Source organism: Exiguobacterium sp. s39, assembly GCF_018618925.1.
GTDB lineage: Bacteria > Bacillota > Bacilli > Exiguobacteriales > Exiguobacteriaceae > Exiguobacterium_A > Exiguobacterium_A abrahamii.
In genome coordinates this window covers 792606-809248 of sequence record NZ_JACSNA010000001.1, presented here as the reverse complement: position 1 = coordinate 809248, position 16643 = coordinate 792606, and the positions used below count along the sequence as shown (strand labels likewise).

Annotated in this window: 20 protein-coding genes; 13 read left to right on the top strand and 7 right to left on the bottom strand. The window is 44.4% G+C overall.

Annotated elements, in window-relative coordinates:
- The first annotated feature begins 210 nt into the window (after positions 1–210).
- The 5 genes from KNQ11_RS04185 (at position 211) to KNQ11_RS04165 (ending at position 3444) form a co-directional block, all read left to right on the top strand.
- Positions 211–702 (top strand): DUF2512 family protein, encoded by a 492-nt coding sequence (locus KNQ11_RS04185; protein WP_214769863.1) that lies wholly within the window; start codon positions 211–213, stop codon positions 700–702.
- Positions 703–1036: 334 nt separating this feature from the next.
- Positions 1037–1567: a hypothetical protein gene (locus KNQ11_RS04180; RefSeq protein WP_214769861.1), complete on the top strand. Its 531-nt coding sequence runs from the start codon at positions 1037–1039 to the stop codon at positions 1565–1567.
- Between the two features lie 153 nt (positions 1568–1720).
- Positions 1721–2140, top strand: coding sequence for a MarR family winged helix-turn-helix transcriptional regulator (locus tag KNQ11_RS04175; RefSeq protein WP_214769858.1), 420 nt, complete (start codon positions 1721–1723; stop codon positions 2138–2140).
- A 19-nt stretch (positions 2141–2159) separates the two neighbouring features.
- Complete coding sequence (locus KNQ11_RS04170) at positions 2160–2582, top strand: MarR family winged helix-turn-helix transcriptional regulator (RefSeq protein ID WP_023468160.1); 423 nt, start codon at positions 2160–2162, stop codon at positions 2580–2582.
- A gap of 85 nt (positions 2583–2667) precedes the next feature.
- A complete protein-coding gene (locus KNQ11_RS04165) occupies positions 2668–3444 on the top strand; it encodes a hypothetical protein (protein ID WP_214769856.1) in 777 nt (258 codons plus the stop codon).
- Between the two features lie 127 nt (positions 3445–3571).
- Here the strand turns inward: KNQ11_RS04165 and KNQ11_RS04160 are convergent, their stop codons facing one another.
- The 4 genes from KNQ11_RS04160 to KNQ11_RS04145 form a co-directional block, all read right to left on the bottom strand.
- Positions 3572–4561 carry a DUF2268 domain-containing putative Zn-dependent protease gene (locus tag KNQ11_RS04160; protein WP_214769854.1) on the bottom strand — a complete coding sequence of 330 codons (990 nt, stop codon included), beginning with the start codon at positions 4559–4561 and terminating at the stop codon, positions 3572–3574.
- Positions 4562–4711: 150 nt separating this feature from the next.
- Complete coding sequence (locus KNQ11_RS04155) at positions 4712–5503, bottom strand: ABC transporter permease (RefSeq protein WP_133208690.1); 792 nt, start codon at positions 5501–5503, stop codon at positions 4712–4714.
- Complete coding sequence (locus KNQ11_RS04150) at positions 5500–6294, bottom strand: ABC transporter permease (protein WP_214769851.1); 795 nt, start codon at positions 6292–6294, stop codon at positions 5500–5502. The genes KNQ11_RS04155 and KNQ11_RS04150 overlap by 4 nt, the downstream gene beginning before the upstream one ends.
- Positions 6291–7295 carry an ABC transporter ATP-binding protein gene (locus KNQ11_RS04145; RefSeq protein ID WP_214769848.1) on the bottom strand — a complete coding sequence of 335 codons (1005 nt, stop codon included), beginning with the start codon at positions 7293–7295 and terminating at the stop codon, positions 6291–6293. The genes KNQ11_RS04150 and KNQ11_RS04145 overlap by 4 nt, the downstream gene beginning before the upstream one ends.
- Positions 7296–7436: 141 nt before the next feature.
- On the opposite strand from KNQ11_RS04145, the gene KNQ11_RS04140 reads away from it, so the two are divergent.
- The 3 genes from KNQ11_RS04140 to KNQ11_RS04130 all read left to right on the top strand — a co-directional run bounded on the left by KNQ11_RS04140 (position 7437) and on the right by KNQ11_RS04130 (position 9737).
- Positions 7437–7820: a hypothetical protein gene (locus tag KNQ11_RS04140; RefSeq protein WP_023468155.1), complete on the top strand. Its 384-nt coding sequence runs from the start codon at positions 7437–7439 to the stop codon at positions 7818–7820.
- 155 nt (positions 7821–7975) lie between these two features.
- Positions 7976–9061 carry a diguanylate cyclase gene (locus KNQ11_RS04135; protein ID WP_214723053.1) on the top strand — a complete coding sequence of 362 codons (1086 nt, stop codon included), beginning with the start codon at positions 7976–7978 and terminating at the stop codon, positions 9059–9061.
- 64 nt (positions 9062–9125) lie between these two features.
- Positions 9126–9737, top strand: coding sequence for a YdeI/OmpD-associated family protein (locus KNQ11_RS04130; protein ID WP_214769845.1), 612 nt, complete (start codon positions 9126–9128; stop codon positions 9735–9737).
- On the opposite strand, the gene KNQ11_RS04125 is transcribed toward KNQ11_RS04130, so the two are convergent.
- Together KNQ11_RS04125 and KNQ11_RS04120 are read right to left on the bottom strand one after the other, a co-directional pair.
- Positions 9726–10616: an ABC transporter ATP-binding protein gene (locus KNQ11_RS04125; protein WP_214769842.1), complete on the bottom strand. Its 891-nt coding sequence runs from the start codon at positions 10614–10616 to the stop codon at positions 9726–9728. The genes KNQ11_RS04130 and KNQ11_RS04125 overlap by 12 nt on opposite strands.
- A gap of 1 nt (position 10617) precedes the next feature.
- A complete protein-coding gene (locus tag KNQ11_RS04120) occupies positions 10618–11301 on the bottom strand; it encodes an ABC transporter permease (protein ID WP_058704043.1) in 684 nt (227 codons plus the stop codon).
- A 243-nt stretch (positions 11302–11544) separates the two neighbouring features.
- On the opposite strand from KNQ11_RS04120, the gene KNQ11_RS04115 reads away from it, so the two are divergent.
- The 5 genes from KNQ11_RS04115 to KNQ11_RS04095 all read left to right on the top strand — a co-directional run bounded on the left by KNQ11_RS04115 (position 11545) and on the right by KNQ11_RS04095 (position 15692).
- Positions 11545–12405 (top strand): alpha/beta fold hydrolase, encoded by an 861-nt coding sequence (locus tag KNQ11_RS04115; RefSeq protein WP_214769840.1) that lies wholly within the window; start codon positions 11545–11547, stop codon positions 12403–12405.
- Positions 12406–12448: 43 nt separating this feature from the next.
- Positions 12449–12823, top strand: a complete 375-nt coding sequence (locus KNQ11_RS04110; protein ID WP_214769837.1) for a hypothetical protein — start codon at positions 12449–12451, stop codon at positions 12821–12823.
- Between the two features lie 134 nt (positions 12824–12957).
- The gene (locus KNQ11_RS04105) at positions 12958–14100 is read left to right on the top strand and encodes a hypothetical protein (protein WP_133208681.1); all 1143 of its coding nucleotides are present in this window, start codon (positions 12958–12960) and stop codon (positions 14098–14100) included.
- A gap of 587 nt (positions 14101–14687) precedes the next feature.
- Entirely contained in the window at positions 14688–15350 is a 663-nt protein-coding gene (locus tag KNQ11_RS04100) for a type 1 glutamine amidotransferase domain-containing protein (protein ID WP_214769834.1), read from the top strand.
- Between the two features lie 54 nt (positions 15351–15404).
- A complete protein-coding gene (locus KNQ11_RS04095; RefSeq protein WP_214769832.1) occupies positions 15405–15692 on the top strand; it encodes a putative quinol monooxygenase in 288 nt (95 codons plus the stop codon).
- Between the two features lie 68 nt (positions 15693–15760).
- On the opposite strand, the gene KNQ11_RS04090 is transcribed toward KNQ11_RS04095, so the two are convergent.
- On the bottom strand, positions 15761–16615 hold the full coding sequence (locus KNQ11_RS04090; protein WP_214769830.1) for a LysR family transcriptional regulator: 855 nt from the start codon (positions 16613–16615) through the stop codon (positions 15761–15763).
- Positions 16616–16643: the final 28 nt, after the last annotated feature.

The following is a 16643-nucleotide window of genomic DNA, read 5'->3' as shown; positions in this document are numbered from 1 at the left end:
TCACAAATAAGATTCCTGTAAATACAGTCACCAAACAATCGATTTTTTTACGGCAACTATTGATTTATCTGAGTGATTATTTTAAAAGAGGGTAATTATCAAATAACATGTATTGTTTATATATTTTTAACTAAATAAAGCTTTAACGGATTAATTCATTAACCGATGGGTAAGTAGTATTGTACACAAGAAAATAAAGGAGGAAATAAAATGAACCATATTAAAGCATTAATCGTAAAATTTTTAATGATTGCAGTCGTTCTTCTCATCATTCTGACCGTCATCTATGATGTGGAAATCGAAAAGACTCTTTTGATCAGCCTTTTGCTAACATTGATTGCTTATGTGTTAGGTGATTTAATGATCTTTAGAAAAGCGGGTGATGGAGCATCTAATAAACAAAGTGTCACACGTGATTCTAAAAATTATGCAAGTAATACACATTCGGATGCTCGTGATCCTTACGAAGACCATAAAAAAAGAAATATGATGGCTACTATTGCAGATATTCTCCTTACATTCTTTGTCATTTGGATAATGGGTGAATCGATGATTAAAAATCCAGGAGATGACATCATTCAAGCTGCTCTTATCTCTGCGTTAATCATTGGAGTCGGAGAATGGTTTTTCCATAAATACTTGGATAAGAGTGTGTTTCCTGAAAAAGATGGGCAAGCCGTCACTAACAAATCACATCGTTAATAGTCAATTGCAAATAAAAAAATAGATTGATTTCGAACACCTAAGATCTAGTTGAAGCTAGGATTAGGTGTTTCACCGTGCTTTTATCATTTTTTATTGGTCTTTTCTAATTTATTGAATTAATTTTTATCAGAAAACTTTATATTATTATATTTCCGAAATATAAACATATATTAATTTTATATGTTAAAATGTAGTAGTTACATTTTTTAAATCCTTGAATTGGTAGAAAATTTTTTTAGAAAACATACCTTGAAGGTTGGATTATACATTTAAAAGATTATAATAAAATGACGGCAATTTTACGAACAAACAGGGAGGTCATCCGTACTACGTGAAGTTATTTAAAGCATTAACGAAAATGAATGAGGTCATGTGGATTCCAAAGGCAAAGTGGCGAAGCATTTGTGAACAAGAAGGACTGACTATGCCGAATCATCCGCAAGAACAAATTGTTGGTCTTGCATACAATAATCGACGCCAGATTGTTGAGATTACGCGAAATTTGCGACTCCCATCACTAAGCTATTATGTTACAATTCTTGAACCACCAAACAGTCGATCGCTTGTCTCGAAACGATCATATTTAACCGTTCTTTATGAAGGTACGAATCAAGCGCGAAATACAGAATACGGTAAATTCTCTTTAATTGAAATCAATGTCAGGGAAGAAGGTCTTGGCGAACGTGGATTGTTGCTTGAAGCCTTAATTCAAGATATAGAGAAAAAATTTAAGTCGTATGTCATTCTTGGCGATTATGCGACGATCACTTTACAAGGACGCGTCTCAGATCAATGTTTTACGAAATATGGATTCCAGTTAACGGATTCCTATCTCACGCTTTCAAATGGGATTCCTACCTGAACCGACCTGACATGTTCAGGTCTTTTTTGTACAGTTCTTAGGTAATGATGGGAAGTGATGGGTTTGCGTTCAAACTAGTAGCACTACATATTTTTAATATGGTATGGTAAAAGTGATTCATCAGCAGTACATTCTACATTTAAGAGGTTCCCCATGACAACAATCACAGAGACATATCCCATGACATGCTGGCATACGATTTCGACGTATCATAATCAACAAATCAAGCGCGTCAATGCTTTCTTGAAACAGTGGGATCTCTCCCATACGAATCTTGAAGTATTGCGTTGCCTACAAACGACCTCATGCACGAGCCAGAAGGAAATCGCGGAACGGATCCAAGTGACCGATGGTACGATTTCACACGGAATCAAACGTTTATTCGATCGGCAACTCATCACCCGCAAACGCAAATGGAAGACGAACTATCTGCTATTGACGGAAAAAGGAACAGCCATTCTGCAAGAAGTGTTGCCCGCCTACGAACGTTTTCAACAAGAACAATTCGCCGCTTTGACGGCTCGACAACAGGAAGAATTAATCCGTTTCTTCGATAAGCTCAACCCTGCATGACAGAAGAGGAGGAAAAATCATGACCTTCACATTCGAATCTTCAATGCAACACTGGAACGCCATTCAGCGGATCCATTCTCGTTATTCGAAAGAAGTCAACGATGTACTAAAACCAAAAGGGCTCTCAAAATCCCAATTCGATTTATTGATGACCCTTTATCATCAAGAGAGTGCGACACAAAAATCACTTGAACGCACACTCGAACTCTCAAGCGGTGCCATTTCGCAAACGGTCAAGAAGTTGCTCGCAGAACACCTCGTCATCCGAAAACGAATCAACCGGGAAAAACGGATTCTCTTGACGGAAGATGGTGCAGCGCTGATTCAGACCTCAGCTCCCGAGATCGAAGAGATTGATGATCGCTATTTCCGTGCCTTTACATCAAAGGACCACGAGACGTTCGATCAATTGCTCCATAAGATGCAAAGCGATCATTTTTGATCGCCCTACCGACACTCGCGGACGCTTCCCTAATGAGGTGTCCGCAATTCTTACATATAAACACCATAAAGAGGGAGCAACAGAGATGACACATAGAGACGTATTATTGGAACGATTAGACGCAATTGGGCAAACGATTGCACAAACAGATGATGCGCATGTCCTGCTCGGACTCGGTTCTGTCGGTCAAGAACTTGAACGACTCGATGACTATTCGGACTTAGACTTTTTCATCATCGCAAAGCCCGGTAAAAAGGCTCGATTCATCGAGCAACTCGACTGGTTAGAAAACACATACCCTTTACACTTTCAATTTCAAAATACGCAGGATGGACATAAAGTCATGTTTGACGACGGTATCTATGCCGAATTCGCCATCTTCGAACTAGATGAACTTTCTGAAATTGCATTTTCCGCTGGTCGTATCGTGTGGTGCGATCCTTCCTTCGACGCGTTTGAACGCTTAGTCCCACAACCACGTAACAGTTCGAGCGAACATCCATCCGTCGATTACGCCATCCATGAAGCACTGACGAACCTATATGTCGGGCTCTGTCGCGAAGCACGTGGCGAAACATTATCAGCCTTCCGTTTGATTCAACAATTTGCCGTTGGTCAATTGTTACACGTTCTGTCCTCATTTGAAAAAGAGGAAGCGACATATGTTGATCCGTTTGCTCCGGAACGTCGGATTGAGCAACGTTTCCCAGAAATGGTCAACCGATTCTCAGAGATGATGCCAGGCTATTCACATAATAAAACGGCTGCACTAGTGATCCTCGATTACATCGAACAGATTCATCCTGTCTCCCCTGCTATGTCAACAACGATCCGTTCACTCGCCCGAACTGATATTTCCTAAAAAACACGTTCGCCGTTTTATTTCTGTTCATCCATCGTTCAAAAGCGTTCGACCTAATTTTGAAAAATTTCAAAAGTACAAAAATAGGCCCATCAGCTTCTTTATGCTGACGGGTCTATTTTTTGAATCAAAGTAGATCATTTTTATACTTGTAATCCTTTAAAATCGTTTCCGCGTCTTTAGTCGTCCAATCTGCTATCGATTCTGAAGGATGTTTTTCAAGATAGGCGTCCATGATATCTTTACCTAATCGGTACATACTCCACATAGGAACATCCTGATCCTTATTGCCGTCCATGATATCTTCTTGCGTTAACTCACCATTTTTCATTAAACGTAAAACACGCTGTTTTGTCTCTTCTTCTAATGGCTCGACCCAAGCTGGTGTCACACCTTTAACGACGCTTTTCGCGAACTGATCCGCTTTCCCTTCAAGGAGGAGTGAATGGATCAGTGGACTAGCTTCCTCTCCTAAGGAAGTATCTAGCTTCATCCGATCATATAAAGCAGTGTGGTGATATTCATGGGCTACTGCATATTCCAACATTTTCTTATCGTAGTCAGCGGTAAGGAATAGCATGAAGCAATCTCTAGTTGCCAATCCTGCGACCCCTCCCATGACATCCATACGCTGCATGAATTCCGTGTTAACAGGCACGATGAATATCGTATTCGTTTGTTTTGGTAATGCCCGATGTGAAGCAGTGTAACTTTTTTCAATGATTTTTTTGATCTCTGTATCTTGTTTCATCAGCTCTTTCGTCCGACTTAGTAATTGTTCTTTATACTCAGTTGCTTGTAGCATAAAGTAACTTTTCATATATGTTAGATCGAGATCTTGTTGCTCACCGATTTCATCGATGTAACCTAAGACATGTTTTAGGTAACTGTTCGTGTTGTCGTCTGAGTTCCCTGTCTGCATCGCTTCTTCTAAGTACTGATTGTATTGCGTATAGAGCGGAAGGATCTTGACCTGATCATCTTGACCAATCTTGATCGTCTTATTTTTAATCGTTTCGTCGTTCGGTGAAAAGAAGTTTTCTGCCCTTTCCCAAACGGTACACCCCGATAAGGTAAGCAAGACCAAACACAGTAATACGAACCATCCTTTTTTCAATATAACCCCTCCCTCAGATTCATGTCTCAATATTTCATACTGTCATTTAATAACAAAAGTTTCATATTTTACATAAAGAAATCCATATCTAAATTGATTAGAAACAAAAAGAACCTTGAAGCATCGCAACACTTCAAGGTTCTTCTTCTTTCATGATCCTGTACTCGCAAATGCCTTCAGTCCGAACAACCAGAACCGATAAGCAATCAAACAGGCGATGATCGCGACAAGTGGTGTCGCAATCGCCATCACTCCATAGCCTTTTCCATCAAAGAAATACATCGCCGGATAAAAGGCAGTAAATCCGAACGGGATGATGTAGGTCAAGACGAACATCAACACCTTCGAGTAGATCGTCATCGGATAACGAGCGAAATCACTCAGACTGAAGACCGCTGAGACGACCGGTAAACTGTCGACCATCCAGAACGAGAACGTCGCAAAAAACAGGTTGATCGCGATATAGAGCAATCCGCTCGAAAGAACAAGTACGATTAACATCAAGACATCACCGAAGCTCCAGATCATGTCGAGGTGATCGGAAGCAACATAGAGCACCCCACCGCCAATCAATAGTTGACCGAACCCGTCTTGCTGAACGCGCTCAGCGACGATTTGAAACAGTGGATTGACCGGGCGCATCAACAACCGATCCAGATTCCCGGTCCGGATGTACTGCCAGCCGATCGTCCACAAGTTATCAAAGAAGATATGGTGTAAGGCTCGTCCTAAAAAGGCAATCCCGTAAATGAATAGGATCTCGTAAAAGTCCCAACCGTTTAGCGTCTCGATATGCTGAAAGACGACCGACAGGAAAAAGAGTGAGGCGAACTGTTGACCGAAGACCGACAAGACACCGATCAGGAAATCAATCCGGTATTCCATCATCACTTTAAAATGACTTTTGACATACAACCAGTAGAGTTTTATGTATCGTTTCATCCGCCGAACACCGTCACTTTCCGGATCGCGAGCGCGAACGTGATCCGCAAGATGACAAAGAATCCAATCAACCAACCGATTTGAATCAGTAACGCTTGCAGGATACCGCTTGCGCCGATCTCTCCCGTATAGATCGCAACCGGGACGTAGACGAGTGAAGCAAACGGTAAGTACAGACTAATCGTCTGAAACCAGTCCGGAAACAGCGTTAACGGGACGATCGCACTGGACATGATCGTGATGACGGCGTCCTGTAAGACGGATAGTCCCCAAATATTGACGGTGTAGAACGCGAAGATGCCGACGAGCAAATCAATCAATGTCGCGAGCAACACGGCACAGATGACACTACCGACGAAGGCAATGCCAGCTAGCCACGATTGTGGTCGATCCACGCCGATGAACAAGATCGAGACGAGGACGAGTGGCAGGATCGAGCGGAACAAAACCGAGACTTTTGAGCCGATGTCTTGGGCGAGTAACTTATCGAGCAAGTGATACGGACGGAGTAACTCGATCGCAATTGCCCCTTGTTTGATCATCCGGGCGAGATCGCGTCCGGCACCCCCGCGGAACTGATCGATCATCGTCGCAAGCACCGCATACGTCAGCATCGTTGACAGCGAGATACCGGAGACATCGGTCTTATTGGCATACACGGCTTGCCAGAAGAAATAGAGGATGAACAGGCGCATCGTCACACTGAACATGCTTGCCCAGTACCAGGCTGTGTAGGCGAGATCAACTTTGATTTGGGACCGCATCAACGCGGTATATTTACGGATTCTCATGCGCTGATCCCCGCTTGGTAGAGTTTGCGGATTAACGTCTCCATCTTCGGTACGGACACGGAGACGTCCCGAACGGCGTACAACGAAACGATTTCCTTGATGACTTGACCGCTTGACAGTTCTCGGTCGTCGAAGGCGAGCTCATACGTTAGTTCATCCGTCTTAAACATGATCACACGATTGATCAACGCTGTCGGTAAAACGAACGGCACCGGTTCTTCGAGTGTGATTCGAAGTGTCCGCTCGTGGCTGAACGATGCCTTCAACTGATCGATCGTATCGTCATAGATGATTTTGCCGTCGTCGAGGACGATCACCCGGTCACAGACTTCCTCGATGTCCTGCATGTCGTGCGTCGTCAAGATGACGGTCGTTCCCCAGCGATCACTCATCTCGCGGATGAAGTGACGGATCGTCTCCTTGATCTCGATATCAAGCCCGATCGTCGGTTCGTCGAGATAGACGACTTTTGGTCGATGCAGGAAGGCTGCGGCTAGTTCACAGCGCATCTTTTGTCCGAGCGACAGTTGTCGGACCGGTACGTCTAGAAGCGGTGCGAGATCGAGCTTCTCCCGAAACCACGCGAGCGTCTCGTCAAACTCTGACGTCGGCACTTGATAGGTTTCCTTCAACAGCTCAAACGATTCTTGGACCGGAATGTCCCAGAACAGTTGCGTCCGCTGACCGAAGACGGCTCCGATTTGCGATGCGTTCTTGACGCGGTCGGCGTGTGGATCAAGTCCGAACACCCGGACGTTCCCCGCGTCCGGACGCAGGACACCAGCGAGCATCTTGATCGTCGTCGATTTCCCGGCACCGTTGAAACCGATATAGCCGACCCGTTCTCCTGGCGCGATCGTTAAATCAATCGCTTTGACCGCCTCTTTCGTCCGGTACGTTCGGTGAAACAACGCTTTGATCGCTCCTCGTAGTCCCGGTTCCCGTTGTAGGATTTGATAGTGTTTCGTCAGTCCCGTTGCTTTGACGGCATATGGTTGCATGTATTCTCCCCCTTTTGTGCAAGCGCTTTCCGAAAACGTAGTATACCAGAAAAATCCAATATCCTTCCATCTCTTTTGAAAATTTTTCTCGATATTCTGACGCTGTCGCGTAATAATAGATAAAAAAGGAGTGGTCTGACCATGCTATTACGTCATATGACACATCGGCATCATATGAAATCAATCGTGACACGCGGTGGATTGTCACCGACATTCCAAATCGATGCACCAACAGGCTGGATCGCCTTTGAAGTCGATCCTCCAAGCGCAGCGTATCAAACACACTTTCATCAATTAAAAAATGATTGGCAAGATGGAGATGTCGTTACGCTCGAATTCGACGGAGAGCGGATGCAAGCAGCAGGCTTCGAGATGCTGCAATCGCAAGAAGATGACCGCAGTCACCAGGCAGAGAGATTAGGCGTATCGATCGAGGAAATTGGCTCGTATGCATTCATTCGCAATTTCGTCTCACTTGATTATCTCGTCGAGTCTTCACGTGAAAAAATCTCAGAGTATTATTGATTTAGTTGAAGAAATCTAATCTTTTTTAAAATATACGGAAATCAAGATATTTTCATACATCTTTAGGGTATTGTTGGCTATATAGAATAAATATTCATTGAATGAAACATTTTTTTGTAGTTATTTTTCAGAACTCATTTGAGAGGAACACGAATATGTGGAATATACTGAACCATCTAATCCTCAACGTCGCTCTGACTTTTTTCTTCGTGCTCATCTCCCTGTTCTTTTTTAAACGATTTCAGTTTCGAAACACGTTCGACAGCTGGCTGAAGAAAAATCTGTTAGTACTGACTCTTGCGACAGGTGCCGGCTACTGGGTCATCCATAACGCCATCACCTATGAGGGATTCCGTTTCGATTTGTCGATTACCTTGATCGTCATCGCTTTCATTTATGGAGGTATCAGTAGCGGCTTCATCACGACCCTCGTCTTCGCTTCCCTTCAAACGTTCGTTTTTGATTCCGCTCATGCCTATTGGCTGATCGGTACGTATCTGATCGTCAGCATCGTTGTCTTGTACTTACAAAATGAAGCACCGGATCGATTCATCTCGTTTCCGGTCATCTTCACGATTGCACTCATTCTCTGTTTACCATACGTTCAACATGTTCAACCGAATGACGTGACAGCGATGACGATCTTTCTCGTCGGGAATGGCTGCGCTGGTTTTCTCTTGCACAGCATCTTGCATCAAGTCCGCTGGCACTTCAATCAAGTCCGGATGCATCGGCGTCTTGCCTTGACGGATACATTGACAGGGCTTGATAATCGACGTCGTCTAGAAGAGACCGTCCAACGGTACAAATCCCAACAGACGGATTTTTCAATCATGATCATCGATGTCGATCATTTCAAACAGGTCAATGATACTTACGGTCATGACCGCGGTGATCATATCTTACGGCAAATCAGCTCTTTGCTTGCATCGTATTGTCCCCCAACGTGTGTGCTCGGACGATTCGGCGGCGAAGAGTTCATGATGTTGTTGCCGGAGCATTCGTTGCCGGAGACGCGTCGACTCGCGGAACAAATCTGTGAAGCCAGTGCCAAACGGACGTATGAGTTATCAGCGACAGAACCGCTGCAAGTGACGTTATCGATTGGTGTGTCTCGCCAAACTCATCAACCGTCTGAGACCCATAATTTTCTGCAGACGATCCAGCAGGCAGACGCTGCCCTCTATCAAGCGAAGAAGAGTGGTCGGAATTGTGTCTTTCATCATGACCCGTTACGTTAAAGAAAAAAAGTGCCCCCTCGCGTGACGTGAAGGGGGCACTGCTATCTGAAATGGAGGAACGAACGTGGAAATCACGAATGTCTTACGCTTTACCGATCGCGATGGCTTTCGACAGTGGCTGACGAACCACGCAGATCACGCGACCTTCTGTTGGGTGATTCTCAGTCGAAAACAAGTCGGGGACGGGTTACTTTATCTCGATGCCGTCGAAGAGGCACTTTGCTTCGGCTGGATTGATGGCATTGCAAAGAAGACCGAAGACGGTGAACTGGCGCAACGGTTCACTCCGCGACGAAAGAACAGCAACTGGACCGAACTGAACAAGGAACGGGTCCGCCGCTTGGAACGTCTCGGCTTGATGCAACCGTCCGGACGACAGGTTCTACCAGACATGCGCACTGATGCGTTCGTCATCGATGACGCCATTCAGGCGCGTCTACAAGAAGACCCGATCGTCTATGAACAGTTTAATGACTTCCCGGAGCTCTATCGACGGATCCGGATTGATACGATTCAAAGTGTACGCAAGGATCCCGTTCTCTATGAAAAACGTCTGCAAACGTTGATTGAAAAAACGAAACGGAATCAGATGTACGGTCAGTGGAATGACGGGGGTCGTCTTTTACTCGAAGATGTTCCGGAGACGGAATCAGAGGCTAGTCGGTCAGACCGCTAAGAAAATCTCTTCTAATGATTGGCGTTCGATCTGCACCTCGTAGACTTTGACGTCTTGTTTCGCAAGCATGACGAGTAACTCTGGAATATCTTCTTCCGTCGATAAATCAAGCCGTGTAAAATCATCAGCTTGCGACAAAAGCCGAGCGTATGCTGGCAGATGCGATGGCGCTAATCGCGGAACAGTCCGAATACGGATTTTAATCTCCTGCCTCATTGCTTCTTGTAAGGACGCAACGGTTCCATAGCGGACGATTCTTCCCTCCGTCATGATGGCGACACGGTCACACATCTTTTCGATCTCATTCAAGTTATGCGAGGTTAAGAAGATCGTTTTTCCGTCCGCTTTTAATGCAAGCAACAATCGCTGGATCTCGATCGCCGATTCTGGATCAAGACCGGACGTCGGTTCATCTAAAAAGAGTAATTCCGGATTTCCGGTGAGCGCTTGTGCGATACTGATCTTTTTCTTCATCCCGAACGAGAAGCTCCCGATTTTTTGTCGCTCCGTCCCGCTTAATCCGACTTGTTCAAGCAATTTTCTAACTTCTTGCTTCGTGATGCGAACTCCTGATAATCCTGCCATATAGTTAAGAAACGCACGTGCCGTCATATCATGATACAAATTTGATGTATCCGGCATGACCCCGATCCGTTGTTTGATGGCATCCAGTTGATCAGCGGGTTCACCGAGAAGTGCGACAGTTCCGTCTGTCGCTTGTGTGATTCCGGTCATAATCTGAATGCACGTCGATTTCCCAGCACCATTACGACCTAAAAAACCAAAGATTTCTCCTCGTTCGACCGTCAAATTCACTTCTCGTAAGACTTCCTTCGCACCGAACGATTTCTTCAACCCTTTTACTTCAATCGCTTTCATGTTACAAATCCTTTCGCTTTAACGTGAGATAGGAGATCGTCAAAAACAATCCACTCCATAAAACAGGTAACAGTAATAACGTTCCAGACATGATGACGGCATGGTACGGCAAGATGTATTGAAACGGTACCAGATACCATTTTTCTGAGAACGCTGACCAAAGACCGATGATCGGTACGACGATCCCGAGAAAAATACCGAGAAACATCGTCAAACCAGGCTTCGCAATCATCGTAGATAAAAAGATGTTGAAACTGGTGATATATAGGATGACGATAAGAACCGTCAGATAATCGATCCAGAACCATTGCTGCGCGTAGAGCGAGACAATGAGGAAATTGATCGTAAGCGTCGCACACCAAAACAACAATGATCCGAGAAACTTCTCCAAAACGATTCGCAGACGCGACGTCTTCGTGACCAGTAAACGAATCGTCCGCGTCTCGATTTCACGATTGATGATGTCGTGTGATAACGCAGCCACGAACAGAAAACCGAAGAACAGGATGAAGAACTTAATGCTTGAAGTATAAGCAGACGGTTGATTAACGCCAGCAAGCAGTTCCGGATGTCTCGTCAAATACGATGCTGTGAAGACAGACGTGATCGTCAGAAAAAGAATCAATAGAATCGCTTTGACGCTTTTGAAGCTGCTCGTGAATTCTTGTTTTACGATTGGAAACATAACGGACTCCTTCGGACATATTTTTGATTAACGCAAGCGTTCTTTTACTTTCGTGACAAGGACACCGAGTCCATATAAGGTAACGGCTGTTAAGAACATCGTGATGATGGTTTCCATGTGAATTCTCCTCTATGTAAATGACGTGTCATCTTACTCTACGCTACTCTTTGAAGAAAGTTTCCTTATTTTTCAATTCCCAATATTCTCCTCATGGTACAGTAAAAAGAAAAAAGGAGACGGCAAATGAAACGTTATACGATCACCTGTCAGCATCAATCCGTTCATATTACGGAATGGGGAAACGAACAGCTTCCGACGATCGTCTGTCTGCACGGACTCGGCAGTACGAGTCTCAGCTTCATCGAAATCGCTGAAGCGCTCGCGGACGAATTCCGTCTGATTGCGATTGATTTACCCGGTCACGGCAAAACACCAGCTTTCTCAGATCCCCTACACTATCGCATGAAACCCTTTACGGGCTGGATCGACGAAGTCTTACACATCCTTGATATCAAGCGGTGCTATGCCTTGTCGCACTCGTGGGGCAGTGTACTCTCGCTCTATTATTTGATTGAACATGCGGATCGTGTGCTCGGCACGATTTTAATTGACGGCGGCTATCACAGTAAACGACTTTACGGTCGTTCTGTAGAGGAAGAAGTCGCCTTTTATGAACAAGATTTCGAGGATTCCGTTTCAACATGGGACGAATTTTTGGATGTTGCCGTCTATGCTCCGGATGCACGTCGCTCGCCCTCCCTCGATCTAGCTGGTGCCGATCTTCTTCGGATGGAGCAAGGACGATACCACTGGCATGCGCGAGGAGAGACGGCTGCTGCGATCGTACGCGCGCTTCACTACGAGGATGTTCTTGATTTCCTCCCGGACGTTCCACCAGTGGACATTCAGTTGTACGTCGCTACGTTACCGACAGATCAAGCATCGATCCGTCAGCATGCGACGGATCTATTACATGAGATGACGCAAGCGACGGTCCATTTCGTCCCCGAGACAGGACATCTATTACACTGGGATCGTCCTGACGTCATCATCGAAGCGATTCGTCACTACTGGACGTCCGGAAAAAGATTGTCTTCCATTTGAAAAATGGTTTATTATGGAATTAAAGTAAAAAGGAGGGGTTCATATGTTAAAACGGCTAACGTTCGTTTGTGTGACCTTATGCGTCGCGATCGTCGCCACCCTTGTCGCTGCACGCCACTCAACTGGAAACACCATTTCGTTTGAAGAGCCGTTATCGGTTTACATCGCGATTGGACTAATTGTCTTCTTATTCTTACCACCGCTCGTCCTATCGTTTTTCGAACACCCTGTACTGAAGATCGTCAATGTCATTTATCAATCACTGATCGTTTTTAGCTTCGTCGGACTAATTCCGGTCGGCTTCTTGATTCCGAACGGTTCCTCGACGATCATCGTCGCCGTCCTCGGAACAGTCGCAAGTCTTGCTAGTGTCATCGTCGCTACGCGAAGTACGACGTTTCAACCAGTCTTAAAGTGAAGAATACATTGATGTTCTCATGAAAAATTTAGTAGTTTATTGAGTGAAAAGTTCAAAAATATGATTATAGATTTCGTATCTGAGTTTATCCACGCATACTGAGTCTTATTTCATCATAGTAAAGGAGAACTTATGTGAAAAAAATCTGGAATAAAAGTGTCCTTTATTTTGTTATCCCTATTTGTGTTGGGATAATTACCTTTATAGTTTATTATGGGTATCCATTTAAAAACGTTTCGAGTCAAGATTTAAGAGTTTATCAACTTTTCCTTACTGCTTTGGCTGCAACGGTAGGTATAGGAACAGTTATTAACTCATCTAGATCTGCCGAACTTTCTAGAAAGTCAATTGAGATTACTCAAAGTAAAGAGTCTAGAGAACAATCATCGCATCTTGTAACAAGCTCAAAATTAGATTCTTTTAAAATAAGTCCTCCTATGTATAAAGCTGATCATATTTATAGTCCAACTATGCATGTAGGCAAAACATTATATGATGTCCTCTATGAACGCCATGATTCACTTGAGTCATTCGAAAAGGCAAAAATAGACTTCAAAAAATCTTTAATGAATATTCAGGATGAGCGACTAGACGGAGATAGTAAATTAAACATGATTCATCTCTTAAATATTGGTAAAGGTGTTTGTTTAAATATTGAATATGAGTTTAAGTTTGAAAATAAAGAGGACTTTATAGATTATTCAGTCGTATATGACACCGATAAACAAGGAAAGTATGATGTTGTCGCACCTGCTTTCTATCCTTCATACAATCTGATGGTTGATAATTATAAAAGTCATCTTAAAATTATCACTAAAGATCTCACTATTTCGTATCTGACTAAGCAAGCCTCAATGGATGATGATGAACAGTATTATTATTCTGTATCGGAAATTATTTTCAGAGAATCTCAACAGAAAACCTATATCCCTTTCCTTCAACCAGGGAAAGATATTTTTCTCCCTGTGCCAAATGAGTTCATGATTCTCTGTAACCACTATTTAATTATGTCTTTATATAAAAAATATGAAGAAGAATTTTCACTTTCAAAATTTATAAAACCAGGAATTAAACATTTAATTGACGGAGTTGCTATATCTCCTGTTGGTCGCGTTCTCATATCTTATATGGATGAGGAAGATGTTCGAGCGGTAAACAAGAAAGCTAGACGAAAAGAGTTATTGTTTGATGTTCGTATTAAAGATGAGTCAATCTATAAACATGATGAAGATATTTATTTTTATCTTGAATTTACTCCAACTATAAATAGCCGATAAATACATAAAATTTGATGAAGCAAGATATGTATAACTCACAACGAACTTTTCGTTAATTTTTATGCAGCACCTCTTTTCTACACGAGACTGTTATAATTTTTTTGTGAGTTTATTTAGGTGTTGTACTTTATTCGTCCGTAGCGCTTTTTCAGGTTATGTCGCAACTGATCCGGATGCTGTTCTGCTCTTTTTCAGTGCGACCCTGCTGTTTATTTGGACGACCGGTGGTATCGGATTGACTGGGCAAAAGGATACCGTGTCTATTCGAATGACGAGACGCTTCCTCCAACTCCGTCTCTTGCTGACATGCCTACTCATCGGAAGTTTCTTCATTCTCCCTCCCCTCTTGTTGCTACTCGTGATGCTCCTGACCTTACTTCTAATCCTCTTTCAGGGGATGTATTATTGGACGACACTTTTACGTCCCTCGTCCGAAATATAATCAACCAGATGGTGCTAATCATCTGGTTATTTTTATTTATAAATTTATTTATCGATAAGCTCACTTTTATTAATTTGTTTTTTGATTCAAGCGGGCGTATTCTAATCACGTAGCCAATCGGCAAACGAAAAAGGAGGAACACATCATGAGTAAAAACATCTTAATGGTCGTCACGAACGCAAAGGAAATGATGGAAGGTCATGCGACAGGACTTTGGTTGTCGGAGTTCGCGGAAGCATACATTGAGTTCAAGAATGCAGGATATACGGTAACGGTCGCAAGTCCGAACGGCGGCGAATCACCAATCGACGCACGGAGCCTTGAAGACGAAGTTCCAGCTGAGATCCAAGCGACAGCTCCACTCTTGAAAGAGACACTTGATTTAAAAGCAATCCAGGACTTCTCAACATTTGATGCAATCTTCATGCCAGGTGGACACGGTACGATGTTCGACTTGCCACAAAGTGATGCCTTGAACAACGCCCTTCGGACATTGTTTGAAGCGAACAAGACGGTCGCTGCGGTCTGCCACGGACCAGCTGGACTCGTCAGTGCGACACTCTCAGACGGAACACCACTCGTCGCTGGAAAGACGATCGCAACGTTCACGGATGAAGAAGAACGCGCGACAGGACTTGACGTCTACATGCCATTCTTGCTCGAGACACGTCTCCGTGAACTCGGTGCGAACATCATCACGGCTGACAACTTCACGGAGAACGTCCAAGTCGACGGAAACCTCGTCACGGGTCAAAATCCACAGTCCACGATTGCGGTCGCGAAAGCCGTCATCAACACACTTAACTAATCAAAACAAGAGATCCTTTGGATGAAGGATCTCTTTTCATAGGAGGTTCTATCGATGATTCAACTGATTGCCCGGATTGAAGCGCATCCGAATCAAGGCGAACAGCTCGCTTCAATCATCGAAGGTGTGATCGCCCCTTCGCGTGCAGAAGCAGGGTGCCTGACGTATCAGGCACATCGCGCTATCGATGCTCCGAACGTCTTCTACTTTTATGAACAATGGCTTGATCAAGACGCCTTCGATCATCATGTCGCCTCACTGCACTATCAAGCTTATCGAGCAGACAGTGCCCATCTCGTCGCTGATCGTGCATTGACGTTCTTAAATGACGTATCGAAATAATGTATATTTCATACAAAAAAGTCCAATCCTCAAGCATTTGCTTGTGGATTGGACTTTTTTCATACAATTCAACCTAACGCCTTAATCACCTGTTGCAAAACCGGATCATGACGCGAGTCCGTTCGATAGGCGACGTATAACTGATTCGTCGCGAATCGTTCCGGTGCAATCCGTTGTACCCGTCTAGCACTGACCGCTGCCTCGACGAGATAATCGGGCAAGACGCTGATCCCGTGTCCTGCTTCGATCGCTTTTAGTATCGCATCGACGTTCGGTAAGATCATTTCAGGACGGATCCCAGGTCGTTCTCCGAACTGCGTCTGATAGTACCGACGAATGATAGGTAACTCAAGTCCGTAGCTAATCCAGCGCTGTCGGTCCATCCATTCCTTTAGATCCGCTTCCGGAACTTCGTAGCCGATCGGGGCGATCAAATGAAAGCGTTCGTCAGCAATCGGGACGTACTGGACGCCCGGCTCATCGATCCGCTTCGTTGCGATGATGAAGTCGAGCTCATTCGCAAGCAAGCGTTGCAACAAGGGAATCGTCAAATCAAAGACTACCGTGAACTGTGCGACGTCGAGCGGTAGCTTTGGTACGATCCCATGCGTGACGAATTCCGTCGGTCCCCCGAACTTCAAGACCGGACGAGGTTGCTCCCCTGCTTCGTACTTCATCTCAAGCGATAACTCCTCGAGCCGATCAATCAATCCGACGACTTGTGTATAGAGAGCTGTTCCCGCGTCCGTCGGAATCATTTGCCGTGGCGCACGGATGAACAAGGATGTCTCTAGTTCTGCTTCCAGTGCCGCGATATGCTGGCTGACCGCCGGTTGCGTCAAAAAGCGAATTCGGGCTGCCGCTGAGACGGAACGTTGTTGGTAAACTTGAATGAAACTCCGATACCATTCAAAATCAATCATGTGTGTTCTCCTTTTACTAGGTCTTCCT

Excerpts from the sequence above, each read along its gene's own strand:
- KNQ11_RS04185 (WP_214769863.1), top strand. The coding sequence starts at position 211 with ATGAACCATATTAAAGCATTAATCGTAAAATTTTTAATGATTGCAGTC.
- KNQ11_RS04175 (WP_214769858.1), top strand. The coding sequence starts at position 1,721 with ATGACAACAATCACAGAGACATATCCCATGACATGCTGGCATACGATT.
- KNQ11_RS04170 (WP_023468160.1), top strand. The coding sequence starts at position 2,160 with ATGACCTTCACATTCGAATCTTCAATGCAACACTGGAACGCCATTCAG.
- KNQ11_RS04165 (WP_214769856.1), top strand. The coding sequence starts at position 2,668 with ATGACACATAGAGACGTATTATTGGAACGATTAGACGCAATTGGGCAA.
- KNQ11_RS04155 (WP_133208690.1), bottom strand. The coding sequence starts at position 5,503 with ATGAAACGATACATAAAACTCTACTGGTTGTATGTCAAAAGTCATTTT.
- KNQ11_RS04150 (WP_214769851.1), bottom strand. The coding sequence starts at position 6,294 with ATGAGAATCCGTAAATATACCGCGTTGATGCGGTCCCAAATCAAAGTT.
- KNQ11_RS04145 (WP_214769848.1), bottom strand. The coding sequence starts at position 7,295 with ATGCAACCATATGCCGTCAAAGCAACGGGACTGACGAAACACTATCAA.
- KNQ11_RS04140 (WP_023468155.1), top strand. The coding sequence starts at position 7,437 with ATGCTATTACGTCATATGACACATCGGCATCATATGAAATCAATCGTG.
- KNQ11_RS04135 (WP_214723053.1), top strand. The coding sequence starts at position 7,976 with ATGTGGAATATACTGAACCATCTAATCCTCAACGTCGCTCTGACTTTT.
- KNQ11_RS04125 (WP_214769842.1), bottom strand. The coding sequence starts at position 10,616 with ATGAAAGCGATTGAAGTAAAAGGGTTGAAGAAATCGTTCGGTGCGAAG.
- KNQ11_RS04120 (WP_058704043.1), bottom strand. The coding sequence starts at position 11,301 with ATGTTTCCAATCGTAAAACAAGAATTCACGAGCAGCTTCAAAAGCGTC.
- KNQ11_RS04115 (WP_214769840.1), top strand. The coding sequence starts at position 11,545 with ATGAAACGTTATACGATCACCTGTCAGCATCAATCCGTTCATATTACG.
- KNQ11_RS04110 (WP_214769837.1), top strand. The coding sequence starts at position 12,449 with ATGTTAAAACGGCTAACGTTCGTTTGTGTGACCTTATGCGTCGCGATC.
- KNQ11_RS04100 (WP_214769834.1), top strand. The coding sequence starts at position 14,688 with ATGAGTAAAAACATCTTAATGGTCGTCACGAACGCAAAGGAAATGATG.
- KNQ11_RS04095 (WP_214769832.1), top strand. The coding sequence starts at position 15,405 with ATGATTCAACTGATTGCCCGGATTGAAGCGCATCCGAATCAAGGCGAA.
- KNQ11_RS04090 (WP_214769830.1), bottom strand. The coding sequence starts at position 16,615 with ATGATTGATTTTGAATGGTATCGGAGTTTCATTCAAGTTTACCAACAA.